We start from the raw sequence: 26,607 nt of genomic DNA, 5'->3' as shown, positions 1-26,607 counted from the left end.
TTTGCTATAATGTAAATTTAATTATGAAAATTAGTTTAGAGTGGAGAACACACAATGAAAAAAAATATCTTAAATTTAGCGTTAGTGGGCGCGTTGAGCGCATCGTTTTTGATGGCCAAGCCGGCTCATAACGCAAATAACGCTACGCATAACACGAAAAAAACGACTGATTCTTCAGCAGGCGTGTTAGCTACAGTGGATGGCAGACCTATCACTAAAAGCGATTTTGACATGATCAAACAGCGCAACCCTAATTTTGATTTTGACAAGCTTAAAGAGAAAGAAAAAGAAGCCTTGATTGATCAAGCTATTCGCACCGCCCTTGTAGAAAATGAAGCTAAAACCGAGAAATTGGACAGCACTCCAGAATTTAAAGCGATGATGGAAGCGGTTAAAAAACAGGCTTTAGTGGAATTTTGGGCTAAAAAACAGGCTGAAGAAGTGAAAAAAGTCCAAATCCCAGAAAAAGAAATGCAAGATTTTTACAACGCTAATAAAGATCAGCTTTTTGTCAAGCAAGAAGCCCATGCTAGGCATATTTTAGTGAAAACCGAAGATGAGGCTAAACGGATTATTTCTGAGATTGACAAACAGCCAAAGACTAAAAAAGAAGCCAAATTCATTGAGTTAGCCAATCGGGATACGATTGATCCTAACAGCAAGAACGCGCAAAATGGCGGTGATTTAGGGAAATTCCAAAAAAACCAAATGGCTCCGGATTTTTCTAAAGCCGCTTTCGCTTTAACTCCTGGGAATTACACTAAAACCCCTGTTAAAACGGAGTTTGGTTATCACATTATCTATTTGATTTCTAAAGATAGCCCTGTAACTTATACCTATGAGCAGGCTAAACCCACCATTAAGGGGATGTTACAAGAAAAGCTTTTCCAAGAACGCATGAATCAACGCATTGAAGAACTAAGAAAGCACGCTAAAATTGTTATCAACAAGTAATGGATGAGGTGTTATCATGTTAGTTAAAGGCAATGAAATCTTGTTGAAAGCCCATAAAGAAGGTTATGGGGTAGGGGCGTTTAATTTCGTGAATTTTGAAATGCTAAACGCTATTTTTGAAGCAGGAAATGAGGAAAATTCCCCGCTTTTCATTCAAGCGAGTGAAGGAGCGATCAAATACATGGGGATTGACATGGCGGTGGGCATGGTGAAAATCATGTGCGAACGCTACCCGCACATTCCTGTAGCCTTACACCTAGATCATGGCACGACTTTTGAAAGCTGCGAAAAAGCCGTGAAAGCGGGTTTCACTTCTGTGATGATTGATGCGTCTCACCATGCTTTTGAAGAAAATTTGGAATTGACTTCTAAAGTGGTCAAAATGGCGCATAGTGCTGGAGTGAGCGTGGAAGCGGAGTTGGGGCGTTTAATGGGGATTGAAGACAATATTTCAGTAGATGAAAAAGATGCGGTGTTGGTGAATCCTAAAGAAGCGGAGCAGTTTGTCAAAGAATCTCAAGTGGATTACTTAGCCCCAGCCATTGGCACAAGCCATGGAGCGTTTAAGTTTAAGGGCGAGCCAAAATTGGATTTTGAACGCTTGCAAGAAGTCAAAAGGCTCACTAATATCCCTTTAGTCTTGCATGGAGCGAGCGCGATACCAGATAATGTGAGGAAATCTTATTTGGACGCTGGAGGCGATTTGAAAGGCTCTAAAGGTGTGCCTTTTGAATTTTTACAAGAATCCGTGAAAGGAGGGATCAATAAAGTCAATACCGACACGGATTTAAGGATCGCTTTCATCGCAGAAGTGCGCAAGGTGGCTAATGAAGATAAGAGCCAATTTGATTTGAGAAAGTTTTTTTCTCCGGCCCAATTAGCACTTAAAAATGTGGTCAAAGAACGCATGAAACTTTTGGGCAGCGCTAATAAAATTTAACCAACAAGGAAAGAATGTAACATGGCAATTGGGATGAGTGAGCTCAAAAAGGGCTTGAAAATTGAATTGGGCGGTGTGCCTTATAGGATCGTAGAATACCAGCATGTCAAGCCCGGCAAGGGTGCGGCTTTTGTGCGCGCGAAAATCAAATCGTTTTTGGACGGCAAGGTGATTGAGAAGACTTTCCATGCAGGGGATAAGTGTGAAGAGCCTAATTTGGTTGAAAAAACGATGCAATACCTTTATCATGATGGCGATACATACCAATTCATGGACATAGAGAGCTATGAACAAATCGCTTTGAACGACTCTCAAGTGGGTGAGGCTTCTAAATGGATGCTAGACGGCATGCAAGTGCAGGTTTTATTGCATAATGACAAGGCGATTTCAGTGGATGTGCCGCAAGTTGTGGCTCTAAAGATTGTAGAAACAGCCCCTAATTTTAAGGGCGATACTTCAAGCGCGAGCAAAAAACCAGCGACTTTAGAAACCGGTGCGGTCGTGCAAGTGCCTTTCCATGTTTTAGAGGGTGAGGTCATTAAAGTCAATACGGAAACAGAAGAGTATCTTGAAAAGGTGAAATGAGATTATTTTTTGATTGAGTTAGTGCTTTAGACACAGATTTTTTGTCATAAGGGGTGTTATCAGCCCTTTTTTTGGGCTTTATTTAAAGCGTGTGTGGAATCTGTGATTAAAAATTATTTAGAATGGATTGACTTTTTTCATTGAGTGCCAATAAAAATATCCAAAGGCATTGTTTAAGATTAAATATAAGATCTTGATTTAACCGAGCGGATAATCTCTTAAAAAGCTGTCTTTGGGGGTTAGGGGGATAAAAGGGAGGGAATTTTACCCCATTTGAAAGAGCGTGAGTTTTAGGTATAAGAAGAACTCGCACCAAGTTTTATTGAAAGGGATACGAAAAAATACGCTTGATTTATCTTGAGCTTTTTTCGTTGCAACCACTTTTAAAGCAGAAGATGGTTGGTGGGTAAAATGAAACAAGAAATAAATGATCAAACAGGCTTTACAACGCTACAAATGGCATTAAGAACTTGAATGAACCAATATAATTGCATAGATTTATTTAGTGGGGCTGGCGGTTTGTCGTTGGGTTTTGCGAATATGAATAGATTTGATATTTTAGCCCACATTGAGTGGGAAAAACCTATGGTTACTACACTGAGAAACGCTTTAATCAAACGCTTTAAAATCAGTGAATATGAGGCAAAAAAGAGAGTTATCGCATTTGATATTCAAAAAACTGATGAATTGATAAATGGCTCTTGGAATAATGAAACTCTTAAAATTTATAGGAGCTTGTGAGTTTTGAATTAAAAGAGAGTTTAAAATCAATTGAGAAAAGTTTAAATTTTTTTCTTGCATTTGAGTTTGGATAGCTTGCCATTGTTCTTTGGATAACCTAAGACTTTTAATGACTTGTTTGTTTGTTTGGATACTCACTTATTCCCTTACTTTGATTTTTGGGGGGTCAAGGGGGATTGCCCCATTGCGAGCTATTTTGTATTACAAAATATATACTCGCCCCCTTTAATTGCAGTTTAGCATAGATTGATTAAGGTTTTAGATATAATGGGTTCATAATGTCGTTTGATATAAGGAGCTACAATGTTAAGAGATGTAGAAATAGGAGTTAAGTTTTATAAGGAGCTTGGCAAATTAGAAAAACAATTAGATAAGTATCAAAGTAAAGTTTTAGAAATTAAAACACAGATAAGAGAGATTAAAAAGCAATACTCACAAGCTAAGAAAGAGGAGAATTTAGCTAGTAAATATATTCCTAATGATGAGCTAAAAAAAGATTTATTAGATATTGATAATCCTAATACGACTGAAAACTTTAAACCTAAAAATGCTAATGGAATTTGGCAATTCGCTCTTAATTCTTAGGAGCTTAAATGTTAGAAATTGAGTTAAAAAAGAAATTCACTAAGGATTTAAAAAAACACATTTTAAATCAAAAAATTGAGTTAGAAATTTTTGATTTAGTGATTGAAAATTTAAGAAATCAAATCCCACTAGATGAGAAGTTTAAAGACCACGCTTTGGTTGGAGAATACTAAGGCTGTAGAGAATGCCATATTAAACCTGATGTTTTGCTCGTGTATAGAATACAAAACAATGTGCTAACTTTGGTTAGGCTCGGCTTGTTTTAAAATGAGTGGAGAGACAATTTAAGACAATATGAAAATATACAAGGAATTTTAATGGACACTAAATTTTTAATGCAAAATTATAATAAGAAATCCAATAATCTTTTAAAGTTACTGGCAAAAAATGTGGAAGAAACTAAAATATAATTTTTAAAAATTTTAATCAAAAATCAAATATAAAACCACAAAACAAAATTTAAAACCCCCATTTTTTAATCAAAACAAACCTACAATGGGCGTTCTATACCATCAGCGCTTAAAGGGGTGTTGGCTTTTAAGAATTTTGATGCCTTTTGGCCTAAAATTTCTTTATAAAATTTAGGGTGTAAGCCAAGGTTGGGGCGTAAGGCTTTGATATTGTTTTCAGTCAATGCTTCGCCTTTTTGAATGTCCTTAATGACAAATAAAGAGCGCATAAAGAATCTCCGCTCCTCTAAAGTCTTTGGATTGATTTTGGGCTCTTCTTCGCCCAAGGCTAACACGCTTTGTTGGATCGCTTCAACCATGCTTTTAAATCCGTTAAAATCCATGCTAAAAGCGCTGTCTGGGGTTTGTAAGGATTTGTTTAAAATGAAATGCTTTTCTATCATGCTCGCTCCTAAAGTGGTGGCTAGAATGGGGCAAAGAGAGCCAATCGTGTGATCGCTCAAGCCAAATTTAACGCCAAACGTTTCGCCTAATTTAACCATGTTCAATAAATTAGCGTCTTCTATTTTACTGGGATAAGCGCTCACGCATTTTAAAAGGGTGATGTCAAAATTATCCACTCCTTTGCACAATGAGATAGCGTCTTGCAATTCAACGCTTGTAGCGATACCGCTAGAAAGGATAATGGGCTTTTTTGTGCGAGCGGCCTTTTCAATCAAATCTAAATCAACGATTTCAAAACTAGCGATTTTATACATGGGGCAATCTAAGCTCTCTAAAAGCTCTAAAGCTTTTGAACTAAAAGGCGAACTAAAAATGCCTAAATCAAGCTTTTTAGCCAATTCAAACAATTCCGCATGCCACTCTAGGGGGGTGGAAGCCTTTTGATACAATTCATACAAATTTTCTTTATCCCATAAAGTGCCTTGAATGATGAAAGGATCTTCTTTAGAGTTTAAAGTCATGCAGCTTGGCGTGTAGGTTTGGAGCTTGACAAAATCCGCGCCGCTTTCCTTAATGGCATGGAGGCTTTCTTTGGCTAGGTTTAAATCCTGGCTATGATTAGCACTCAATTCAGCGACAATTTTAGGGCGTTGTAACATTTTATTTTTCCTTAATCAAAACTTCTTTTTCTAAGCGATAGACTTGAGAGCAAGTGAAAGCCAAATGCTCATCATGCGTGGCTAAAACCAACGCTCCTTCTTTTTCTGTAATGTAATTTTGCAGCATGCTGATGACTTGATTAGCGCTAGTGGTGTCTAAATTCCCGGTGGGTTCATCAGCGATAATGATTTTAGGTTTTTTAGAAAGCACTCTGGCGATGCTTAAGCGTTGTTGCTGGCCGCCGCTCAATTCACCCACGCCTTGTTTTAGGGTGTGGGCTATGCCTAATTGTTCTAAAAGGGAATGATTTATTTCTTGCTTGGCTAGGATGGAAGCGACTTGCAAATTTTCTAAAGCGCTAAAACCCTTAAAAAGGTAATGCGATTGGAAAACTATGCCCACTTTTAAGCGCCGTAGTTCCAAAAGCTTTTTAGAGTTTAAGGCATAAATGTCTTGGTGTTCTAACAAACTAACTATTCCGCTATCCGGTTTTAGCATGGTGGCTAAATGGCTTAAAAGCGTGCTTTTACCGCTCCCGCTCACGCCTAAAATCGCTAGGCTTTCTTTGGGTTTAATGCGCAAATCCACGCCCTTATAAAGGGGCTTTTCAAAAGCATGAGAAATATTAATCGCTTCAATCATTATCGTTTCCTAAAAAGAATATCGCCTAATAAACTAGGGCTTAGAATGTAAGAAGTTGAAAAGTTCGCGCTGTGCAAGATGATTTTATCATAACGCCTCGCATAGTATTTTAAAAGCGTTTTTTGTAAGGTGGGTTCAATGCTTGGACTAAACCATGCGTTATTGCTCATCACGATAAAAATTTTTGAAGGGCTGTTTGAATAAGCGGGTTTGGAAGTGCCTTCATAGCAAATCAGGGGGCGAAAAGTAAAATCGTCTAATATGAAATCGCTGAAATTGGAAGCGTTGCGGTATAAATAAGCGCTCTCGCCAAAAAAGAGCTTTTCAAGGGGTTTTTGAAGAAACTTGGGTAAAGGCATGGTCTCGCCAAAGGGGGCTAAGATCACTTTATCAGCGATCTGAACGCTTTCTTTAGAAAATAAAAACGAGCTGTTATAAAGGCTATAGCCTTGAGTGCGCAGTGTCCCTATTAAAATAGCAATATTACCGCTTAAATCTTCTAGCTTGGCTTTAAAGGGGGAGTTTTCTAAAGTGATGGGGTAGGCGGTCTCTGGAAAAACAATCAAGGTTTTTTGCTTGCTTTGAGCGAGCTTGATTTCTTCAAGAATGTTGTTTTCAATATCGTTGAGGTAGGTTGAGTCAAATTTCAAATCTTGAGGCGTTTTTGTAGAGACTAATTCAATATTTCCAACCTTTTTTAAATCGCTTGTTTTAAAACCATTAAAATCCAACGTGCCAAGTAACAATAAAACCGCTATGATCCTGTATTTTTTCAATGGTTTAGCGCTCAAAAAAATGCAAGCCAAAAAAACAAGCCCTAGCGATAATTTATCCACCCTAAACACGCTATAAGAAAAAAAGCTATCCGGGACCAACCAATCAAACCCAAAAGGGTGGATAAAGCTAGAGCCTAAAAAACTCAAAAGCCTAAAATAGGGGTTTTCAAAATAGAGCAACAAATAAAATAAAACCCCATAAACTAACGCTATTAAAACAATGATTAAGGGCAATAAATAAGTGAAATCCGAGTAGCGAAAGCTTAAAGCGCACCAATAAAACAATAACGCTCCCACAAAAAACCCCAAAGCAAAAGCGCTATTTCTAGGGGTTTTTAAAAACGCTAGCATGCTTAAAGGGGCTAATAGGCTTGTGAGTGTGATAGGAATATAGGGGTTTTTAATCGCATAAGCGTCTAAAACGGCGTTCACATACACGCTTGAAACAAACGCACACGCTAATAAAAAAGCGTTTTGATTGAATAAAATAAGACGCATGGCTAAATTTTGAAACCTTGAGATTGTTTTAGTGTATTATAGCTATATTTTAATTTAAGAATTTTAGATTGATTTTTTAAGGGTAGTTTTTTTTAAGTTGTGTTATTATTTTCAAATTTCAAGTGAGCGTGGATTGATAGCACTAAAAGTCATGGGCTTTTTTTTGGGGCGTTTTTGAGCACTCACTATCTTTATGCGAGATATATGAGAGAAAGGTTTGGGTTTAGGGTTTGAATTATATTGATTTGGCGTTACTTGTGGTGGTGGTAGCCTTTGGGATTAGGGGATTTTATCATGGCTTCGTGAGTGAAGTGGCGGGGATTTTAGGGATTGTGCTTGGCGTTTATTTGGCGTCTCGCTATTCTGTGGCTGTTGGGCATTTATTTTCACAACATTTGTATGATCTAAAGAATGAGACCATGATGAATCTTGTTGGTTTCTTGCTAGTGTTAGCGTCTATTTGGGTGTTTTTTTTAGCTTTTGGAGTGTTGCTAGACAAGGTGTTAGTCTTTAGCGGGTTAGGCATTATAGACAAAGCGTTAGGGTTTATTTTTTCATGCTTGAAGACTTTTTTAGTGCTTTCTTTCATCCTTTATGCGCTCTCTAAAATGGAAGTGATGAAAGACGCTAACGCCTACTTGCAAGAAAAAAGCGCTTTTTTTTCTACCATGAAAAGCGTTGCCAGTAAGATCATGCGCCTTGATGGCGTCAAACATGTGGACAAAAACTTTAAAGACAACCTTGAAGAAATGAGCGATGAAGTCAAAAATAAAGAATCTTTTAATAAAAATAAACAATCTTTTGATAAAGCGATGGATAAGGGCGTGGAAACTTTAAAAGAAAAGGCTAAGGACTTGCCTAAAAACATGCTGGATCCAAAAGCTAACCAAACCCCACCAAACCCCATCCCATCTCATAAAGAACCCCTATAAAGGCATAACATGTTTTCTAACCAATACATCCAACAACGCATCCATAAAGCCAATAGCTTGAGAGAAGAAGGGAAAAACCCTTATAAAAATGGCTTGAAACGAAGCCTTACAAACGCCGCTTTTTTAGAAAAATACGCTTATGTTAAGGATTTAGAAGAGCCTAAAGACAAAGAAAAATGCGAGAGTGTTGTAGGGAGGGTCAAGCTTTTGCGTTTAATGGGTAAGGCATGTTTTATTAAAATTGAAGATGAAAGCGCGATTTTGCAAGCTTATATTTCGCAAAATGAATTGAACGATGAATTTAAAAGCCTGAAAAAGCATTTAGAAGTGGGCGATATTGTGTTGGTGAAAGGTTTCCCTTTTGCTACCAAAACCGGTGAATTAAGCATTCATGCCCTAGAATTTCATATTTTAAGCAAAACCATTGTGCCTTTGCCTGAAAAGTTTCACGGATTAAGCGATATAGAATTGCGTTACCGCCAACGCTACTTGGATTTGATAGTCAATCCTAGCGTTAAAGATGTGTTTAAAAAACGCAGTTTGATTGTTTCTAGCGTGCGGAAATTCTTTGAAATGGAAGGGTTTTTAGAAGTGGAAACCCCCATGATGCACCCCATTCCTGGTGGGGCGAACGCAAGGCCTTTTATCACTTATCATAACGCTTTAGAAGTTGAAAGGTATTTGAGAATCGCTCCAGAATTATACCTCAAACGCTTGATTGTGGGGGGTTTTGAAGCGGTGTTTGAAATCAATCGTAATTTCAGGAATGAGGGCATGGATCACAGCCATAACCCCGAATTCACGATGATTGAGTTTTATTGGGCGTATCACACTTATGAAGATTTGATTGAACTCAGTAAGAGACTGTTTGACTACTTGCTAAAGACTTTAAATTTGGATTCAAAAATCATTTATAACGATATGGAAGTGGATTTCAACCAAACGAGCGTGATTTCCTATTTGGACGCTTTAGAAACAATAGGGGGCATCAGTAAGGATATTTTAGAAAAAGAAGACAGGCTTTTGGCTTATTTGTTAGAGCAAGGCGTCAAGGTAGAGCCAAATCTCACTTATGGTAAATTGCTCGCTGAAGCGTTTGATCATTTTGTAGAGCACCAACTCATTAACCCCACTTTTGTAACCCAATACCCCATTGAGATTAGCCCCTTAGCCAGACGCAACGATAGTAACCCTAATATTGCTGACAGGTTTGAATTGTTTATTGCAGGAAAAGAAATCGCTAACGGCTTTAGCGAGTTGAACGATCCTTTAGATCAATTAGAACGCTTTAAAAATCAAGTGGCTGAGAAAGAAAAAGGCGATGAAGAAGCCCAATACATGGATGAAGATTACGTGTGGGCCCTAGCCCATGGAATGCCCCCCACTGCAGGGCAAGGCATAGGCATTGACCGATTGGTGATGCTACTCACTGGAGCTAAAAGCATTAAAGATGTGATTTTATTCCCAGCGATGCGTCCTGTTAAAAACGATTTTAATGTGGAGAGTGAAGAATAATGGCGTATTTTTTAGAACAAACGGATAGTGAAATTTTTGAGCTTATCTTTGAAGAATATAGGCGGCAAAATGAGCATTTAGAAATGATAGCGAGCGAGAATTACACTTTTGCAAGCGTTATGGAGGCTATGGGGAGTGTTTTAACGAATAAATACGCTGAAGGCTATCCTAACAAGCGCTATTATGGAGGCTGTGAAGTGGTGGATAAAATAGAAAGCTTGGCCATAGAAAGGGCTAAAAAGCTTTTTAATTGCCAGTTCGCTAACGTGCAAGCGCATTCAGGCTCACAAGCCAATAACGCTGTCTATCACGCTCTTTTAAAACCTTATGACAAGATTTTAGGCATGGATTTAAGCTGTGGAGGGCATTTAACGCATGGCGCTAAAGTGAGTTTAACCGGCAAGCATTATCAGAGCTTTTCTTATGGCGTGAATTTAGATGGTTATATTGATTATGAAGAAGCGCTAAAAATCGCTCAAAGCGTTAAGCCAGAAATCATTGTGTGTGGGTTTTCAGCCTATCCAAGGGAAATTGATTTTAAGAAATTTAGAGAAATCGCTGATGAAGTGGGAGCGTTACTATTAGGCGATATAGCCCATGTGGCAGGGCTTGTGGTCGCTAATGAGCATGCCCATCCTTTCCCGCATTGCCATGTGGTTTCAAGCACCACTCATAAGACCTTAAGAGGGCCTAGAGGGGGGCTTATTTTAACCAATGATGAAGAGATAGCGGCTAAGATTGATAAAGCGGTTTTTCCAGGAACTCAAGGCGGGCCTTTGATGCATGTGATTGCTGCTAAAGCGGTGGGGTTTAAAGAGAATTTAAAACCAGAATTTAAAGCTTACGCAAAATTAGTGAAATCTAACATGCAAGTTTTGGCTAAAGTATTAAAAGAAAAAAACCATAAGTTGGTGAGCGATGGCACTTCTAACCATTTGCTTTTAATGGATTTCTTAGATAAGCCTTATAGCGGGAAAGACGCTGATATTGCCTTAGGGAATGCCGGAATCACCGTGAATAAAAACACCATTCCTGGCGAAACGCGCAGCCCTTTTGTAACGAGCGGGATAAGGATTGGCTCAGCGGCATTGAGCGCAAGGGGCATGGGAGCTAAGGAATTTGAAATCATAGGGAATAAAATATCAGATATTTTGAATGATATTAATAATGTTAGTTTGCAATTGCATGTGAAAGAAGAATTGAAAGCCATGGCTAATCAATTCCCTGTGTATCAACAACCTATTTTTTAAGGAAGTCAAGATGACAGAAATGGAATTAAAGCTCATTAAGATAGACACAAGCCATTATTTTGAAAAAAAACCAGGCTTGGGGGAGAGGGTGGATTATGCGGGGCGTTGCTACTATAATAAATTCCAAAGAGTGAATGCCATGCTCACAAGCTCGCTCATTCAAAAGCATTTGAAAAAAGAAATAGAAATCGCGCACAACCTCATCTTGCGTAACGATAAGGTGGAAAATATTGTGTTTGATTATAACGGGAGAAACCCGGAGCGTTTTTACCATAAGGCACAGTTATTGCTTCGTGAGGAAGGTTTTATGAATTTTACCGCTTATAACACGAAGACGCCAGGGCATTTGCATTTGTATGTGCATAAGGGGCATACGGAATTAGGTGAGGGTGAAAGGTTGGTTAAAACTTTGTCTATGAAATTAGCGCAAGGGTTGCCTAAAGAGTGGAAGGTTTTCCCTAGCAATGAATGGCCTAAGGAATTTAATATTTTAGCTTTACCTTATGAAGTGTTTGCAAAAGAGCGAGGGAGCTCTTGGGCGAAGCATTTATAACCATTTTTGAAAGGATTTTTGATGTCAGAAAAAGAAAGACTGAATGAAGTGATCTTAGAAGAAGAAAATAATGGGGGCGGCACTAAAAAGGTGTTTTTGATCGTGGCTATAGCCATTATCATTTTAGCGGTGCTTTTAATGGTGTTTTGGAAAAGCACCAGAGTCGCTCCTAAAGAGACTTTTTTACAAACCGATAGTGGCATGCAAAAAATAGGCAACACTAAAGACGAGAAAAAAGACGATGAGTTTGAAAGCTTGAATTTAGATCCTTCCAAGCAAGAAGACAAGCTAGACAAAGTGGCGGATAATGTTAAAAAACAAGAAAATGATGCGTTTAACATGCCCGTTCAAACCGATCAGGCTCAAACGGAGATGAAAACAACAGAAGAAAAACAAGAAGCTCAAAAAGAATTAAAAGCTGTTGAGCACACTAGCGCTCAAAAAGAATCTCAAGCTACGGCTAAAAAAGAAACCCCCCATAAAAAGCCTAAAGCAACCCCTAAAGATAAGGAAGCTCATAAAGATAAGCATGCGGCTAAAGAGCCAAAAGTCAAAAAAGAAGCTCATAAAGAAGTTCCTAAAAAAGCCAATTCTAAAACCACTCTTACTAAAGGGCATTATTTGCAAGTGGGGGTTTTTGCACACACGCCCAATAAAGCCTTTTTGCAAGCGTTTAACCAATTCCCTCATAAGATTGAAGATAGGGGAGCAACGAAGCGCTATCTCATAGGCCCGTATAAGAGCAAACAAGAAGCCTTAATGCATGCTGATGAAGTCAGCAAAAAGATGACTAAACCGGTTGTCATAGAAGCGCGGTAGGGGTTTTGGCTAAAAATTCTTATTTCTTTCTTGGGCGTTTTTAGTGGATCGCCCAAGCTCTAAAACGATGGGTTAGCTTACTCCATCGGTTCGGATAATTTTAACAGACAATGAAGATAAACAGATTTTTTTGATCAATATACCTATTTGGTCTTTGAGAAATTCAGATAATTCTTGCGTTTGAATTCAGCCTTAAAGAGCATTCATTCGTTAAAAGTATTTGTTTGTTGTTTGAAAACTACGGAGCGTTTAAATTTTATGAAGTTATTGTTTGCTGTTTAATCCCCCTCTAACCCTCCAAAGAAGAGAGTGGCTTGGAACTAGCCTTATGGGTGCGATGGTGGGGCTAGAAGCCAAGAGAACAAGTGCGCTCACGCTTCTTTAATCTCACGCTTAGTGGGCGGCGAAATCCTTAAAAAAGGTGTTGATCAGCCATTCTCGCATTTCATTATTCCTTTCTATCAAAACCTTTTTGTTGAAACCTTTTACATTAAAGCGCCTGTTGAAAGGGATCTCACTACTTTTGTAGATTTCATCTTTTTCATACAGATCCTTATCGCTTGCCTTACGATTGAGCGGACTTTCTAGGGAGATGAGGTTGCCGTATGTGTTAATATAAGCTTCAAGATCTTCTTTGTCTTCAAAACCAAATTTTTGGATCTCAATTTCATTATCCAATTCTAATAAATTGATGGGGATGATGTGCTCTTTGTCTTGGGAGAATTGCTTCCCAGGAATCAATTTTTTGAGATCGGCAAGACCCATCTCCTGGCAGTTCTTTTCAAAGAAGATATAGTGGAAGCATGATGATGGGTTGGATGCGTTGTTTACAGACTGCCAAGAAGCCAGCCCTATATCATTTCTGCATTGATCGATCATCTCGCTCTTCAATCTCTCTTTGCCCTTTTCAAGATACGCATTAATCAGGTTGTAGGCCGTTCCTGGCCTATTTCTAGTAGATCTGAAAAACACAATATCGGTTTTGGCAAAGAGTTTCAGCGTTTCATCGTCTAGTTCGTTGTTGATTTTCAGGCGGATGAGCGAATTGAAAAAAGACGAGTTGATCTTGTTGATGAGCATGGCCTTAAGGGTGGTTGGGTTAGTGTCAATCTCGCTCAATAGATCAAGGAAAGCCTGATAGAAATTTTTCAAATCGCTGACATAGGATCGGATGAAACTTTTCAATTTGCTTTTTTTGATTTTTCTTAGTTCATCTTTGAGTTTCTCGTAGGTTTTGTCCGTGCTTGCTTCGTAGTGCCCTAAAAACTCGATCCCATCAAATTTTTGGCTCCCTGCGTGGTGGCGGAAGATGTCGCCTTCATCAAAGTTTGGGCCTCCAACGCTGGAGATGTGGTTGCTCTTTTTGATCTTGGCAAAGATCTTAAAAATTTCTCCAAAATGATCGTTGATGAACTGGTCTAGCCCCCTTTTCCCATCGCAAAAAGTGTTGGAGTAATAGATGAGAAGGGATTTTAGTTTGTCCAGCAAGAGAAGAGGCACGCCTCTGTCATTCACGCTTTGAAAGGTTCTGATGGCTCTTCCAGGATCGGACTCTTCAAGCCGCATCAAAACCATTTCCAACAGCGTCTCCAAACGCTCATTCGCTTCTTCTTCACTCAACTTGCTGACCTTATCCCAGATGGCCTTCAAAACCTCAAAAAGATTTTGCTTGCCCTCGGTGTCTGCATCTTTTTCGCAATGGCTGACATTCCCCTTTTCTGCCGCTCCAAGAGCGTTTTGAAGAAGCTTTGGTTTTGAGGGGCGACTTCTAATCTTAATTCCCCCTTTTGGTACAGATATTTTCTTGTCTCTTGCTTGTCTTTCTCATTTTGTTTGTTCGTCAAGACATGCAAGAGCATGAAGATGGTAGTCGTTCGCTGCTGGCCGTCAATGATGTCATACAATTTTTTGTTGTATTCATTCTTAGCGACAACCATGGTGCCTATAAAATGCCCCTGACCCTTTTTGTTGTATTCTATCGCTTCTTCTAGATCTTCCCACAGATCCCTAAAATTCTTATCCTTCCAGGCGTAATCCCTCTGATAGTTGGGGATGCTGTATCCTTCCTCTTGAAAGATCTCTTTTATAGTGGTTTTCACTCAGTTCTCCCTTGTTGCATGCAGTAGTCAAATTTATACCATAAATATCATAAGAATGGCTTGAGGTTTCACTCCATCAAGGCGTTCTGTTAGCCACTCGGGGCGTTTTATTAGCTATAATCAGGGTTTCAAAAGCCATAATTAAAAGAGTTGAGATGTTGGAAAAATTGATTGAAAAAGTGTTGTTTGCCACTCGTTGGTTGCTAGCCCCTTTATGCATTGCCATGTCGTTAGTGTTGGTGGTTTTAGGCTATGTGTTCATGAAAGAGTTGTGGCACATGCTAAGCCATTTAAACACGATCAGCGAAACGGATTTGGTTTTATCAGCCTTAGGATTAGTGGATTTGTTGTTTATGGCCGGGCTTGTTTTAATGGTGTTGCTCGCCAGTTATGAAAGCTTTGTTTCTAAATTAGACAAGGTGGATGCCAGTGAAATCACTTGGCTAAAGCACACGGATTTTAACGCTTTAAAATTAAAGGTTTCGCTCTCTATTGTGGCGATTTCGGCGATTTTCTTGCTCAAACGCTACATGAGTTTGGAAGACGTTTTATCCAGTATTCCTAAGGACACGCCCCTATCGCATAACCCCATTTTTTGGCAAGTGGTGATCCATTTGGTGTTTGTGTGTTCAGCGCTTTTAGCCGCCGTTACCAATAACATCGCTTTTTCGCAAAATAAAGGGCATTAAAAGTTTTAAAGCTCTCTTTCAGGAAGGACTTTAGACCATTCTTTAATCAAGCGCAAAAAGAAGGAAGTATCAGGCGAAGTTTTTTCATGGATTAAAATCCCTTCTTCCACCGCTTCCCAAATAACCCTATGCCGATACACCACCAAATGCCATGATTGTTGGGCATGATCTTTAAGCGACAAACGCACCCTTTTAGCAAAAGACGGGTTGTCAAACAAGACCGCGCTTTCAGTGTTGATGTATGCAGAGCGCGGATCAACATTAAAACTCCCTAGAAGCGTTAAATTATCATCAAAAACAATCGTCTTGCCGTGTAAGGAATGTTTGGTGCTAAAGCGCCCTTTAATCTGGCGGTTGAAAAAATCGTTTCGTATTTCATAGACATTCGCACCCATCCGCACTAATTGGTTGCGATACCTTTCCCACGCCCCATAGACCACTATCGCATCAGTAGATGAAAGGGAATTGGTAAGAATACTCAATTCAATCCCCTTAGAAATTTGATTTTTAAAGATTTTCATCATCTTTTTGCCTGGAATAAAATACGATGAAGCAATAAAAACGGAGTCCTTAGCGTTTTTAAGGGCTTTCTCAAAAGCGATTTTGATAGGCGAATACAAGGGCGTGTCAATTTTTTGGGGTGAATCAGCTAAAAAAATGGCATTCCCATAATAAATGGGGTATTGGTATTTTTGGAAGCGTTCTATAAAATCATTGACTTTTTTTTCAAACTGGTTTTTGTCTTCAACGCTGATAGGGATTTTTTCATGGAGTTTAGCGATTTCTTTAGCGTTATTTTTGAGTCTTTTATGGGTTCTCAATAATGAAACAGGGATAGAGCGGTGGAACCTCCAATAGCGTTCAAAGCTTTCTTTGGCTTTTGAAGCAACCCCTCCAAAAAACAAAGCGTCTAAATCTAAAAAATTCGTGTCTAAATCGTTATCAAAATAATTGTCCCCAATATTGCGCCCCCCTATAATGACAGCGAAATTATCCACGATGAAAAGCTTGTTGTGCATGCGTTTTTTAATGCGCTCATAATCCGCAAGCATTTCAAAATAACGCAAGCCTTTATTGCGGATATAGTAGGGGTTAAAAATTTTCACTTCAATGTTTTTATGGAAATTTAAAAGCATAATATCTGAAAAATCCGAATCCAATCCGTTATCGTCTAAAAGAATGCGCACTTTTACCCCACGATTGGCCGCATTTAAAAGTTCTTTAGCGATCACTTGAGAGGAAAGATCGTTCTTATAGATATAAGTTTGCATGTCAATGCTTTTTTGGCTCATTCTGATAAGGCCCACTCTATGCAACAGAGCGTCAAAGCCGTCTTCTAAAAGAATGGCCGCACTATGGTTAGGGTTTTCTTTTAAATTTTTAGCGTATAAACTCCCAATGGTGGTAGTGTAGGGATCATAAGAGATAGGGGGGCTTGAAATGGGAGTCTTATAGACTAGCCCAAAACACCCGTTAAAAAAAAAGACGCTTAAAAGGACTAAAAAGATTTTCAAAAACAACCCACTAAAAAGAAATTAGCGGCTTTTACCCACTTTCAACATCCTATTACGCAAAGTAGCGATACTGCTTTGCAAGGGTAATTCTTTAGGGCAAGTGTCATGGCAAGCAATCAAGCTCATGCACCCAAAAACGCCATCATCATCGCCCACTAACTCATAAAAATCGTCATCGCTTCTTTCATCGTGGCTGTCAATCATAAAACGCATGGCTCTGTTCATGCCAGCAGCTCCAATGAAATTAGGGCGCATGAGTTTAGTCCCACAAGAAGCGATACAGCACCCGCATTCAATACACCTGTCTAGTTCAAAGACTTCTTGGGCTTCATCAGGCTCAATCCTTTTTTCTGGCTTAGTAATATCCACTTCTTCTTTAGAATGCGCCCAACTTTCCACCCTTTTAGTCATATCGCCAAACCAATCGCCCGTATTCACGCTCAAATCTTTAATGAGCGTAAAACTGGGCATGGGCATCAGCGTAATCACCCCGCTTTCAAAGCTAGAAGTTAGGGTTTTACAAGCCAATCTCGGTCTCCCATTAACCATCATCGCGCAAGAGCCACAAATCCCAGCGCGGCACACAAAATCAAAGCTTAAATCCGGATCTTGATGCTCTCTAATGAGGTTTAAAGCGATAAAGAGCGTCATGGATGGGGTTTCTTTCAATTGATACTCTTTAAAATGCGGCTTACTCACTGCGCTTTGAGGGTCAAATTTTAGCACTCTAATTACAATCGTTCGTTCATTATCACTCATGGTGTTCTCCTTTTAGGTTAGCGTTGTGTTTGTCTAATAACTCATGGACATTGAAAGAATACAAATGTTCCCCCCTAGCCCTGACTTCCTCATCTTCTAAACGCATGTTCCTAGCCTTGTATTTTTCTTGCAATTCAAAAGGCATGAGCGCATGTTGGACTTCTACCCTATCCTTTCCAAGCTTTTCTAATTCTAAAATCGTTTTCAAAATCTCAGAGTCGCGCTCTTCTTTTTTGGGGTGGGGAATGAAATTGCCCTTTTTGCCATAGCCCCTAAAATCAGGGCTGATTTCCATTTTCATCACATCTAATTCTTCGTATTCAATCGTGGGCATGTCTTGCTCAGCGTTAGGCCAGCTTGCTAAAGTCCGATTAAGCCATTTTTCATCGTCTCTTTTAGGGTAGTCAATCCTTGTGTGGGCCCCTCTGCTTTCAGTGCGCAGTAACGCTCCTTGAGTGATGCAAAGCGCGAGTTTGAGCATTTTTTTGGTGCGGTAAGCGTCTTCTAATTCAGGGTTATTGTGCAAAACCTTGTTTTTCACGCAAATGTTTTTGGAGCGCGCATAAAGCTCTTGCAATTCTTTAAGGGCTTCTTCTAGCCTTTTGCCTTCTCTAAAAACGCCCACTTTTTCATCCATGACTTCTTTCATGCGTTCTCTGATTTCATACACGTCTTCCTTGCCTTCATTGTGCAATAAAAAATACATATAATCTTGGCTTTCTTTAATGAAGGCTTCAACCTTTTGCGTGTTGATTTCAATTTGTGCTTCTAAACAATGCGACGCGAAATAATCTCCTATAATCATGCCAGCGACCACCGCTTCACTCACAGAATTTCCCCCTAAGCGGTTAAACCCATGCAAATCCCAGCAAGCCGCTTCACCCGCGCAAAACAAGCCTTTTAAATGGGTTTCACCTTTAGGGTTTGTCCTAACCCCCCCCATAGAATAGTGTTGCATGGGTTTTATGGGGATCCAGCCTTTTTGCTTAGCCACCGCTTGCCCGTATTCAGGCTCATTTGCGGGCACTCCTTGCATGTTGTCTTTGGTTTGCTCTTCGCTATCAGCCGGATCAATGCCCGCAAAAGTCATGGCAATATCGCGCACATCCCTTAAGTTTTTTTCCACATGGTTACGCCCTAAAATAGCAATATCCAGCCACACATGATCCCCATAAGGCGATTTGGCTCCATAGCCTTTTTGGATATGCTCTAAAATCCGCCTTGAGACCACATCTCTGCTCGCAAGCTCTTTTTTCTCCGGCTCATAAGCGGGCATGAAGCGTCTGCCAAACTTGTCTCTTAAAACGCCGCCATCGCCCCTACAACCTTCGGTCATTAAAATCCCGCTTGGCACTAAAGCGGTAGGGTGGAATTGCACCGCTTCCATGTTGCCTAATTTAGCCACGCCGGTTTCTAAAGCGCTCGCCGCCCCGGCCCCATCGCAAATCACGGCGTTAGTGGTGTGTTTATACACGCGCCCATAACCTCCGGTGGCTAAAAGCGTGCCTTTAGAAACATACGCTGAAATTTCGCCTGTGATCAAATCCCTTACCACCGCCCCATAACATTTATTATCATGATGGATGAAAGCGAGCATGTCCTTTCTGTCTTGAATATCCACTTTGTGGTGTAAGGCTTCATTAGCGACCGCATAAAGCATGGTATGCCCTGTAGCATCAGCCGTAAAGCATGTGCGCCATTTTTTAGTGCCGCCAAAATCACGGCTTAGAATATAACCATGCCTGTCGTCTCTTTCGGTAATTGTAACATGCTCACCATTGACGACCGCAGGCCTATCGCCCTTTTTAATCCTAGTCCAAGGTACCCCCCAACTGGCCAATTCCCTAATGGCTTTAGGAGCAGTGGTTACAAACATTCTAGCCACTTGCTGATCGCACCCCCAATCGCTCCCCTTAACCGTGTCTAAAAAGTGCAAATCTTCATTATCGCCCTCGCTTTTTTTAGCGTTCGCAAGGCTCGCTTGCATGCCCCCTTGAGCGGCTGCAGAGTGCGAACGCCTGACAGGCACTAGGCTTAAAACGATGGTGTTTAAACCCTTTTGTTTGCATGCGATACTAGCCCTTAACCCGGCCAATCCGCCTCCAATAATTAGCGCATCACAATATGTTATTTTCATTTTCTACCCTTATTCTTTGTGGAATTTCCCATCAGCTTCTATGGCTTCTTGCATGGTTTTAATGCCATTGTCCTTATTTTCTAAACCTTTTTTAATGTAAGCCCCATAGGTGCAAAGCCCTAAAACAATAAAAAACACGCTCATCGCCCATTTGACTTTTCTCAAGCCTTGAATGCTCGCATCCTTAAACCACCCCCATTTAACCGCTAAGCGATACAACCCAATAGAGCCATGCAATTCTACGGCAAACAATAAGAAAATATACAAAAGCCAAAAGTTTTGCGTGACAAAACGATAGCTTGAGCCATGAGGCCCGATACTTTCAGGCTCTGTGAGCATGACAAATAAGTGGATACTCGCTAAGAAAAACATCGCAAACCCGGTGAGAGCTTGAATAAACCACAAACTCGTATCGCCATGTTTCATCAAGTGCTTATGGGTTTTAAAAACCTTGTATTGCCTGTAATTGATAGGGAATTTCCTTAACGCTAAAAAAGCATGCGCGACTAAAATAAGAATAACCCCTGCTGCAACCACGCTCACAATAGCCGGCTCGCCTGCTTTTAAAAACAAGCTCCCTTCAAAAAATTTCGCCACTTTATACATAGCTTCATCGCTAATCAAGATACTTGAGACCAAAAACATGTGCGCTATCATAAAGAGCGCTAAAATCAAGCCTGTAGCGCTCTGTAAAAAATCTAGCTTGGCATAAATACCGCTCTTTTTAAGCCCTTTGCTAGCGCCATAATAACCCTCTATAATCTCTTCTTGTTGCATAAAAACTGCTCCTAAACAAAATTAACCTAAAATCGCTTGACGCAAAAACACTGCCTTAATTTTACTACATTTGAAATAATTTTTCTTATAAACAAAACCTGAATTGAGAAAAAATTCAATTCAAGGGGGCTATTGTTTAAAATTTACATTTTTTAAACGCTATTAGATATAATAAGGGATAGTTACCACCTATAAAATAAGGATCGTTCAATGACAAAAATTGCCATGGCTAATTTTAAATCCGCTATGCCTATTTTTAAAAGCCATGCGTATTTAAAAGAATTAGAAAAGACTTTAAAACCGCAGCATTTTGATAAGGTGTTTGTATTCCCTGATTTTTTGGGGTTATTGCCTAATGCGTTTTTGCATTTCACTTTAGGAGTGCAAAACGCTTACCCTAAAGATTGTGGGGCTTTTACCGGTGAAATCACTTCAAAGCATTTAGAAGAATTGAAAATCCACACGCTTTTAATAGGGCATAGCGAGAGGCGAGCGCTTTTAAAAGAAAGCCCTAGCTTTTTGAAAGAAAAGTTTGATTTTTTTAAAAGTAAAAATTTTAAAATTGTCTATTGTATTGGCGAAGAATTAACGACCAGAGAAAAGGGTTTTAAGGCTGTAAAGGAATTTTTAAATGAGCAATTAGAAAATATTGATCTCAATTATCCTAATTTAGTGGTGGCGTATGAGCCTATTTGGGCGATTGGCGCAAAAAAGAGCGCTTCTTTAGAAGATATTTACCTCACGCATGGTTTTTTAAAGCAAATGTTAAATCAAAAAACGCCCTTGTTGTATGGGGGGAGCGTGAATGTGCAAAACGCTAAAGAAATTTTAGGGATTGATAGCGTGGATGGCTTGTTGGTTGGGAGCGCGTCTTTGGAATTAGAAAATTTTAAAACAATCATTTCATTTTTATAAAGGAAAATCATGGGATTTTTAAAAGGTAAAAAGGGGCTTATTGTAGGGGTAGCAAACAATAAATCCATCGCTTATGGGATCGCTCAATCTTGTTTCAATCAAGGGGCTACTTTAGCTTTCACTTATTTGAATGAGAGTTTAGAAAAGCGCGTGAGGCCTATCGCGCAGGAATTGAATAGCCCCTATGTGTATGAATTAGATGTGGGCAAAGAAGAGCATTTCAAGCCGCTATACAATAGCGTTAAAAAGGATTTAGGCTCATTGGATTTTATCGTTCATAGCGTGGCCTTTGCCCCTAAAGAGGCTTTAGAGGGGAGCTTGTTAGAAACTTCTAAAAGCGCGTTTAACACCGCTATGGAAATTTCTGTTTATTCTTTAATAGAGCTGACAAACACCCTAAAACCTTTATTGAATAACGGAGCGTCTGTTTTGACTCTAAGCTATTTGGGTAGCACCAAATACATGGCGCATTACAACGTGATGGGGTTGGCTAAAGCGGCCCTAGAGAGCGCGGTGCGTTATTTAGCGGTGGATTTAGGCAAACACCATATAAGGGTGAATGCCCTATCGGCTGGGCCTATTAGGACGCTCGCTTCTAGCGGGATCGCTGATTTTAGGATGATTTTAAAATGGAATGAAATCAACGCCCCTTTAAGAAAGAATGTGAGTTTAGAAGAAGTGGGCAATGCCGGGATGTATTTGCTCTCTAGCTTGTCTAGTGGGGTGAGCGGGGAAGTGCATTTTGTAGATGCTGGCTATCATGTTATGGGCATGGGGGCTGTGGAAGAAAAAGACAATAAAGCTACGCTATCGTGGGATTTGCATAAAGAACAATAAGGGGTATTGATGAAATTAAGCGAATTGTTAAGCGCCTATTCTATTGAAACGGAATTTTCAAACGATTTTGAAGTGCATGCTTTAGCGGAATTGGATAAGGCCACGCCTAATGATATTAGCTATATTGACCAAGCGCGTTACCTTAAACTTTTAAAAGATTCAAAAGCCGGAGCGGTGTTTATCCGTAAAAAAGAATCTTCTAAAGTGCCAAAACGCATGCAAGCTTTAATCGTGGATAACCCGCATCTAGCCTTTGCTAAAGCTTCGCATGCCTTTAAAATCCCTTTTTTTAAGAACCCAGAAAGCGTGAATGAACCTAAACATTTTGAAAAAGTAACGATCATGCCTAATGTTGTGATTGGAGAGGGCGTAGAAATTGGCGAAAATTCTTTGATTTATCCGGGCGTGGTGATCGCTGATGGGGTCAAAATCGGTAAAAATTGTATTTTGTATCCTCGTGTGGTTTTGTATCAAAACACGATTTTAGAAGACAATGTTACTATCCATGCAGGCAGTGTGATCGGAGGCGATGGCTTTGGTTATGCACACACCGCTTTAGGAGAGCATGTCAAAATTGAGCATGTGGGGATTGTTAGGATTCAAAAAAATGTAGAAATTGGAGCTAACACAGCGATTGATAGGGCGGTGTTTGGCGAGACTTTGATTAAAGAGGGCGTTAAGATTGATAACCTGGTCCAAATTGGGCATAATTGCGTTTTAGGCGAGCATAGCATTGTCGTCTCTCAAGTGGGCTTGAGCGGCTCTACAACCACTGGCCGTAATGTGGTTTTTGGCGGTCAAGTGGGCATTGGGGGGCATTTGCATGTGGGCGAATTCACTCAAATTGGGGGTAAAAGCGCGGTGGGTAAAGACTTGCCCCCTAACACTAATTTTGCCGGGGCGATCCCTGCTATGGAAATCCATGAATGGCACCATTTCCTGGCTCATTTACGAACGAATTTTAGAAAACAGCAAAAAACGAGTTTGTTGCAAAAAGCTAAAGGGTTTTTCAAGTCTTAAAGAATGAAATTAGCTATAATAAGCCCATTTGGAATACGAACGATTATTTTAATAAGGACAACCAATGAAGGATAGTTTTCTTTTCACTTCTGAATCAGTAACCGAGGGGCATCCTGATAAAATGGCTGATCAAATCAGCGATGCGGTTTTAGATTACATTATTGAACGCGATCAAAAAGCCAAAGTCGCATGCGAGACTTTAGTTTCTAACGGGTTTTGCATGATCACTGGCGAGTTAAAAACTTCTGTTTATGCCCCTATGCAAGAGATTGCAAGAGAAGTGGTTAAAAAGATTGGTTATACAGACGCTCTTTATGGCTTTGATTACAGAAGTGCGGCGGTTTTAAATGGCATTGGCGAGCAAAGCCCTGATATTAATCAAGGCGTGGATAGAGAAGATGGCGAGATTGGGGCAGGGGATCAAGGGCTTATGTTTGGTTATGCGTGTAAGGAGACTGAAACGCTCATGCCCTTACCCATTCATTTAGCGCACCAGCTCACTTTCGCTTTGGCTCAAAAAAGAAAAGACAACACTCTGCCTTTTTTAAGGCCTGATGGCAAGTCTCAAGTGAGCGTGCGTTATGAAAACAACAAGCCTGTAAGCATTGATACGATTGTCATTTCCACCCAACATTCCCCAGAAGTTTCGCAAAAGCATTTAAAAGAAGCCGTGATTGAAGAGATCGTGTATAAGGTTTTACCCAAAGAATATTTGCATGACAATATCAAGTTCTTTGTCAATCCTACAGGAAAATTCGTTATCGGTGGGCCGCAAGGCGATGCGGGCTTAACGGGCAGAAAAATCATCGTGGATACTTATGGGGGGAGTTGCCCGCATGGCGGGGGAGCGTTTAGCGGGAAAGACCCTAGTAAAGTGGATAGGAGTGCGGCTTATGCGGCCCGCTATGTGGCTAAAAATTTGGTAGCGAGTGGGGTTTGTGATAAAGCGACCGTGCAGCTTGCTTATGCGATTGGGGTGGTAGAGCCGGTGTCTGTTTATGTGAACACGCATAACACGAGCAAGTATTCAAGCGCGGAGTTGGAAAAATGCGTGAAATCGGTTTTCAAACTCACGCCAAAAGGCATTATTGAAAGCTTGGATTTGTTAAGACCCATTTATTCGCTCACTTCAGCTTATGGGCATTTTGGGCGCGAATTAGAGGAATTCACTTGGGAAAAAACCAACAAAGCCGAAGAAATTAAAGCGTTCTTTAAGCGTTAAAAAAATGTTTTAAGGGTAATATTTTAAAAAATTTTTGTATAATCAACAATTCACAAGGAGTTTAAATTGAAACAAAGAACGCTGTCTATTATTAAACCGGATGCGCTTAAGAAAAAAGTGGTAGGCAAAATCATTGATCGCTTTGAGAGTAACGGCTTGGAAGTGGTTGCTATGAAACGCTTGCATTTGAGCGTTAAAGACGCTGAAAACTTTTATGCGATCCACAGAGAGAGACCCTTTTTTAAAGATTTAATAGAATTTATGGTCAGTGGTCCGGTGGTGGTTATGGTTTTAGAGGGCAAAGATGCGGTGGCTAAAAACAGAGATCTTATGGGAGCGACTGATCCCAAACTCGCCCAAAAAGGCACTATCAGAGCGGATTTTGCTGAAAGCATTGACGCTAATGCGGTGCATGGGAGCGATAGCTTGGAAAACGCACACAATGAAATCGCTTTCTTTTTTGCCGCTAGAGATCTTTAAGATTTAAGGGCGTTTTAAGTTAAGCATGCAATTTGAAATGCGTAAAATCGCTTTTAATGCGCCTAAAGCGTTTTCTTTAGAGCATGAGGGAGTGGTTTTAGAGGGCGAAGTTGTGCGGGTGGGGGCGAAATTGTTTCGTTTAGAAGCGTGCCTTAAGGGTGAATTGATGCTTATTTGCGATGCAAGCGGTAAGGAGTTTAAAAAGAGCCTTGATGAGTCGTTGGTTTTGCATATTTCAGACGGGTTGTGGGATACGCAAAGCCAAAGTTTGGATTTTGATAATTTAGATGTTATTGAATCTTTCAATGGTTTTATTGATTTGAGCGAAATTTTACGCTCTGAAGTGGAGTCTATTAAATTAGACTACCATTATGCAGATTGAAATTAAGGAGAATTTATGGCAGTACCTGATAGAAGAGTGAGTAAGACAAGAGCGGCAAAAAGGCGCACGCATTATAGCATTAAGTTGGCTAAGCCCATAAAAGCTAAAGATGGCACTTGGAAACTTCCCCACCATATTAACAAATTTACTAAAGAATACTAATATAAAAGCTATCTTTAGTGATAGAAAGTATTTTAAAGGATTGCAACGGATTGCAACAAGCCTTTTAAGGACGCATGATGAAAATTGTAATAGACTTAATGGGGGCTGACCATGGGGTTTTACCCATTATTGAGGGAGTCTCAAGGGCTTTAGAGAATAAGAGTTTTAGTGCGGTTTTAGTGGGGGATAAAGACAAAGCGACCCCTTTTATTTCTAAAGAGTTAGCCAGTAAAGTGGAAATGATCCACACGCAAGATTACATTAAAATGGAAGAAGCCGCCACTGAGGCCATTAAGCGTAAGGAATCTTCCATTTACTTGGGTATGGATATTTTGAAAAACGGGGCTGACGCTTTGATTTCAGCGGGGCATAGCGGAGCAGCTATGGGCTTAGCCACCTTGCGTTTAGGGCGTATCAAGGGGGTTGAAAGGCCTGCCATTTGCACTTTAATGCCTAGCGTTGGCAAACGCCCCAGCGTGCTATTAGACGCAGGAGCGAACACGGATTGCAAGCCTGAATATTTGATTGATTTTGCTCTTATGGGGTATGAATACGCTAAAAGCGTGTTGCATTATGATAGCCCTAAGGTGGGTCTTTTGAGTAATGGCGAAGAAGATATTAAAGGGAACATGCTCGTTAAAGAAACGCATAAAATGCTGAAAGCTTATGACTTCTTTTATGGCAATGTGGAGGGGAGCGATATTTTCAAAGGGGTTGTGGATGTGGTGGTTTGCGATGGCTTTATGGGGAATGTGGTCTTAAAGACAACAGAAGGGGTCGCTAGTGCGATAGGTTCTATTTTTAAAGATGAAATTAAAAGCTCTTTTAAATCTAAAATGGGGGCTTTGATGCTTAAGAATGCATTTGATATTTTAAAGCAAAAAACCGATTACGCTGAATATGGGGGAGCGCCGCTTTTGGGCGTGAATAAAAGCGTGATCATCAGCCATGGCAAGAGCAACGCTAGAGCGGTTGAATGCGCGATTTATCAGGCTATTAGCGCTGTTGAAAGTCAGGTTTGTTTGAGAATCACTAAGGCGTTTGAGAGCTTGAAGCCTAGCACTTCTGCGTGTCAAAGTGATCAGCAAGACGCTTAAAGATGACTATGTTAAGGGGATTGAATGGAATTTTACGCCTCTCTTAAATCCATTGCGATGCATGTTCCAAGCGAGCGTGTGAAAAATGCAGAGTTTCAGCAATTTTTGGATACCAGCGATGAATGGATAGAAAAAAGGACTGGTATCAAAGAACGCCGTTTCGCTAACGATGAAGAAAAAAGCAGCGATTTAGGGGTAATAGCGGCTAAACAA

At 40.1% G+C, this 26,607-nt stretch carries 26 protein-coding genes and 5 pseudogenes; 22 read left to right on the top strand and 9 right to left on the bottom strand.

Features of this window, described 5'->3' with window-relative positions; all coding sequences use genetic code 11:
- The first annotated feature begins 54 nt into the window (after positions 1-54).
- The 4 genes and pseudogenes from cbf2 to DV63_RS18690 form a co-directional block, all read left to right on the top strand.
- Positions 55-954: a peptidylprolyl isomerase CBF2 gene (gene cbf2, locus DV63_RS10400; protein ID WP_000739420.1), complete on the top strand. Its 900-nt coding sequence runs from the start codon at positions 55-57 to the stop codon at positions 952-954.
- 16 nt (positions 955-970) lie between these two features.
- Positions 971-1,894 carry a class II fructose-bisphosphate aldolase gene (locus DV63_RS10395; protein ID WP_000960459.1) on the top strand — a complete coding sequence of 308 codons (924 nt, stop codon included), beginning with the start codon at positions 971-973 and terminating at the stop codon, positions 1,892-1,894.
- Positions 1,895-1,915: 21 nt separating this feature from the next.
- A complete protein-coding gene (gene efp, locus DV63_RS10390) occupies positions 1,916-2,479 on the top strand; it encodes an elongation factor P (RefSeq protein WP_000974267.1) in 564 nt (187 codons plus the stop codon).
- Between the two features lie 474 nt (positions 2,480-2,953).
- Positions 2,954-3,118: pseudogene (locus tag DV63_RS18690) on the top strand (DNA cytosine methyltransferase); the annotation flags it as partial.
- On the opposite strand, the gene DV63_RS18430 reads toward DV63_RS18690, so the two are convergent.
- A complete protein-coding gene (locus DV63_RS18430; protein ID WP_000027443.1) occupies positions 3,089-3,358 on the bottom strand; it encodes a hypothetical protein in 270 nt (89 codons plus the stop codon). The pseudogene DV63_RS18690 and the gene DV63_RS18430 sit on opposite strands and share 30 nt — an antisense overlap.
- Before the next feature lie 165 nt (positions 3,359-3,523).
- Between DV63_RS18430 and DV63_RS10375 the strand changes: the two genes are divergently transcribed.
- From DV63_RS10375 to DV63_RS17760, 3 genes and pseudogenes are all read left to right on the top strand, one after another.
- Positions 3,524-3,805, top strand: coding sequence for a hypothetical protein (locus tag DV63_RS10375; RefSeq protein WP_000943017.1), 282 nt, complete (start codon positions 3,524-3,526; stop codon positions 3,803-3,805).
- Positions 3,806-3,813: 8 nt separating this feature from the next.
- A pseudogene (locus DV63_RS17765) lies at positions 3,814-4,071 on the top strand (type II toxin-antitoxin system YafQ family toxin).
- A 3-nt stretch (positions 4,072-4,074) separates the two neighbouring features.
- Positions 4,075-4,215, top strand: a pseudogene (locus tag DV63_RS17760) (LlaJI family restriction endonuclease); the annotation flags it as partial.
- An 80-nt stretch (positions 4,216-4,295) separates the two neighbouring features.
- Here DV63_RS17760 and pseI read toward each other — a convergent pair.
- Genes pseI through DV63_RS10355 form a run of 3 tightly spaced genes read right to left on the bottom strand, consistent with a single transcriptional unit; the run spans position 4,296 to position 7,235 of the window.
- Positions 4,296-5,318, bottom strand: coding sequence for a pseudaminic acid synthase (gene pseI / locus DV63_RS10365; protein ID WP_000941868.1), 1,023 nt, complete (start codon positions 5,316-5,318; stop codon positions 4,296-4,298).
- Between the two features lies 1 nt (position 5,319).
- Complete coding sequence (locus tag DV63_RS10360) at positions 5,320-5,961, bottom strand: ABC transporter ATP-binding protein (protein ID WP_000568547.1); 642 nt, start codon at positions 5,959-5,961, stop codon at positions 5,320-5,322.
- Positions 5,961-7,235: an apolipoprotein N-acyltransferase gene (locus DV63_RS10355; protein WP_001236934.1), complete on the bottom strand. Its 1,275-nt coding sequence runs from the start codon at positions 7,233-7,235 to the stop codon at positions 5,961-5,963. The genes DV63_RS10360 and DV63_RS10355 overlap by 1 nt, the downstream gene beginning before the upstream one ends.
- Positions 7,236-7,465: 230 nt before the next feature.
- Here DV63_RS10355 and DV63_RS10350 point away from each other — a divergent pair, with 230 nt between their 5' ends.
- From DV63_RS10350 to DV63_RS10330, 5 genes are read left to right on the top strand one after another with little or no spacing between them, the layout of a single operon-like run.
- Positions 7,466-8,167, top strand: coding sequence for a CvpA family protein (locus DV63_RS10350; protein WP_001106289.1), 702 nt, complete (start codon positions 7,466-7,468; stop codon positions 8,165-8,167).
- A 9-nt stretch (positions 8,168-8,176) separates the two neighbouring features.
- Positions 8,177-9,682 (top strand): lysine--tRNA ligase, encoded by a 1,506-nt coding sequence (lysS, locus tag DV63_RS10345; protein WP_000492484.1) that lies wholly within the window; start codon positions 8,177-8,179, stop codon positions 9,680-9,682.
- Positions 9,682-10,932 (top strand): serine hydroxymethyltransferase, encoded by a 1,251-nt coding sequence (locus DV63_RS10340; protein WP_000323143.1) that lies wholly within the window; start codon positions 9,682-9,684, stop codon positions 10,930-10,932. The genes lysS and DV63_RS10340 overlap by 1 nt, the downstream gene beginning before the upstream one ends.
- A gap of 10 nt (positions 10,933-10,942) precedes the next feature.
- On the top strand, positions 10,943-11,485 hold the full coding sequence (locus tag DV63_RS10335; RefSeq protein WP_000138093.1) for a DUF1882 domain-containing protein: 543 nt from the start codon (positions 10,943-10,945) through the stop codon (positions 11,483-11,485).
- Positions 11,486-11,506: 21 nt separating this feature from the next.
- Positions 11,507-12,304 carry a hypothetical protein gene (locus tag DV63_RS10330; RefSeq protein WP_001290500.1) on the top strand — a complete coding sequence of 266 codons (798 nt, stop codon included), beginning with the start codon at positions 11,507-11,509 and terminating at the stop codon, positions 12,302-12,304.
- Positions 12,305-12,697: 393 nt separating this feature from the next.
- Here the strand turns inward: DV63_RS10330 and DV63_RS10325 are convergent.
- Positions 12,698-14,403, bottom strand: a pseudogene (locus DV63_RS10325) (DUF262 domain-containing protein).
- Between the two features lie 155 nt (positions 14,404-14,558).
- Between DV63_RS10325 and DV63_RS10310 the strand changes: the two are divergent.
- Positions 14,559-15,092, top strand: coding sequence for a TIGR00645 family protein (locus tag DV63_RS10310; RefSeq protein ID WP_000890426.1), 534 nt, complete (start codon positions 14,559-14,561; stop codon positions 15,090-15,092).
- 5 nt (positions 15,093-15,097) lie between these two features.
- Here the strand turns inward: DV63_RS10310 and clsC are convergent, their stop codons facing one another.
- The 4 genes from clsC to DV63_RS10290 are packed head-to-tail and all read right to left on the bottom strand — an operon-like array spanning position 15,098 to position 20,279.
- Positions 15,098-16,606, bottom strand: coding sequence for a cardiolipin synthase ClsC (gene clsC, locus DV63_RS10305; protein WP_031202209.1), 1,509 nt, complete (start codon positions 16,604-16,606; stop codon positions 15,098-15,100).
- Positions 16,607-16,627: 21 nt separating this feature from the next.
- A complete protein-coding gene (locus DV63_RS10300; protein WP_001282395.1) occupies positions 16,628-17,365 on the bottom strand; it encodes a fumarate reductase iron-sulfur subunit in 738 nt (245 codons plus the stop codon).
- Entirely contained in the window at positions 17,358-19,502 is a 2,145-nt protein-coding gene (locus DV63_RS10295; RefSeq protein WP_000706013.1) for a fumarate reductase flavoprotein subunit, read from the bottom strand. The genes DV63_RS10300 and DV63_RS10295 overlap by 8 nt, the downstream gene beginning before the upstream one ends.
- Positions 19,503-19,511: 9 nt before the next feature.
- Positions 19,512-20,279, bottom strand: coding sequence for a fumarate reductase cytochrome b subunit (locus DV63_RS10290; RefSeq protein WP_001183644.1), 768 nt, complete (start codon positions 20,277-20,279; stop codon positions 19,512-19,514).
- A gap of 210 nt (positions 20,280-20,489) precedes the next feature.
- Between DV63_RS10290 and DV63_RS10285 the strand changes: the two genes are divergently transcribed.
- The 9 genes and pseudogenes from DV63_RS10285 to DV63_RS0208960 form a co-directional block, all read left to right on the top strand.
- On the top strand, positions 20,490-21,194 hold the full coding sequence (locus tag DV63_RS10285; RefSeq protein ID WP_000160984.1) for a triose-phosphate isomerase: 705 nt from the start codon (positions 20,490-20,492) through the stop codon (positions 21,192-21,194).
- A 9-nt stretch (positions 21,195-21,203) separates the two neighbouring features.
- Positions 21,204-22,031, top strand: coding sequence for an enoyl-ACP reductase FabI (gene fabI / locus DV63_RS10280; protein WP_000506161.1), 828 nt, complete (start codon positions 21,204-21,206; stop codon positions 22,029-22,031).
- A gap of 9 nt (positions 22,032-22,040) precedes the next feature.
- A complete protein-coding gene (gene lpxD, locus DV63_RS10275) occupies positions 22,041-23,051 on the top strand; it encodes a UDP-3-O-(3-hydroxymyristoyl)glucosamine N-acyltransferase (RefSeq protein ID WP_000777073.1) in 1,011 nt (336 codons plus the stop codon).
- Positions 23,052-23,115: 64 nt separating this feature from the next.
- Positions 23,116-24,273, top strand: coding sequence for a methionine adenosyltransferase (gene metK / locus DV63_RS10270; RefSeq protein WP_000655142.1), 1,158 nt, complete (start codon positions 23,116-23,118; stop codon positions 24,271-24,273).
- 66 nt (positions 24,274-24,339) lie between these two features.
- Positions 24,340-24,753, top strand: coding sequence for a nucleoside-diphosphate kinase (gene ndk, locus DV63_RS10265; protein WP_000813744.1), 414 nt, complete (start codon positions 24,340-24,342; stop codon positions 24,751-24,753).
- A gap of 25 nt (positions 24,754-24,778) precedes the next feature.
- On the top strand, positions 24,779-25,135 hold the full coding sequence (locus DV63_RS10260) for a hypothetical protein (RefSeq protein WP_001159175.1): 357 nt from the start codon (positions 24,779-24,781) through the stop codon (positions 25,133-25,135).
- A 15-nt stretch (positions 25,136-25,150) separates the two neighbouring features.
- Positions 25,151-25,297: a 50S ribosomal protein L32 gene (gene rpmF, locus DV63_RS10255; RefSeq protein ID WP_000290427.1), complete on the top strand. Its 147-nt coding sequence runs from the start codon at positions 25,151-25,153 to the stop codon at positions 25,295-25,297.
- A 77-nt stretch (positions 25,298-25,374) separates the two neighbouring features.
- Positions 25,375-26,394 (top strand): phosphate acyltransferase PlsX, encoded by a 1,020-nt coding sequence (gene plsX, locus DV63_RS10250; RefSeq protein ID WP_017179810.1) that lies wholly within the window; start codon positions 25,375-25,377, stop codon positions 26,392-26,394.
- Positions 26,395-26,418: 24 nt separating this feature from the next.
- Positions 26,419-26,607, top strand: a pseudogene (locus tag DV63_RS0208960) (3-oxoacyl-ACP synthase); the annotation flags it as partial.

The organism is Helicobacter pylori FD535, from assembly GCF_000296015.2.
Taxonomy (GTDB): domain Bacteria; phylum Campylobacterota; class Campylobacteria; order Campylobacterales; family Helicobacteraceae; genus Helicobacter; species Helicobacter pylori_CT.
Note: the sequence above shows the minus strand (reverse complement) of the source record. Positions and strands in the feature narration are given on the sequence as shown.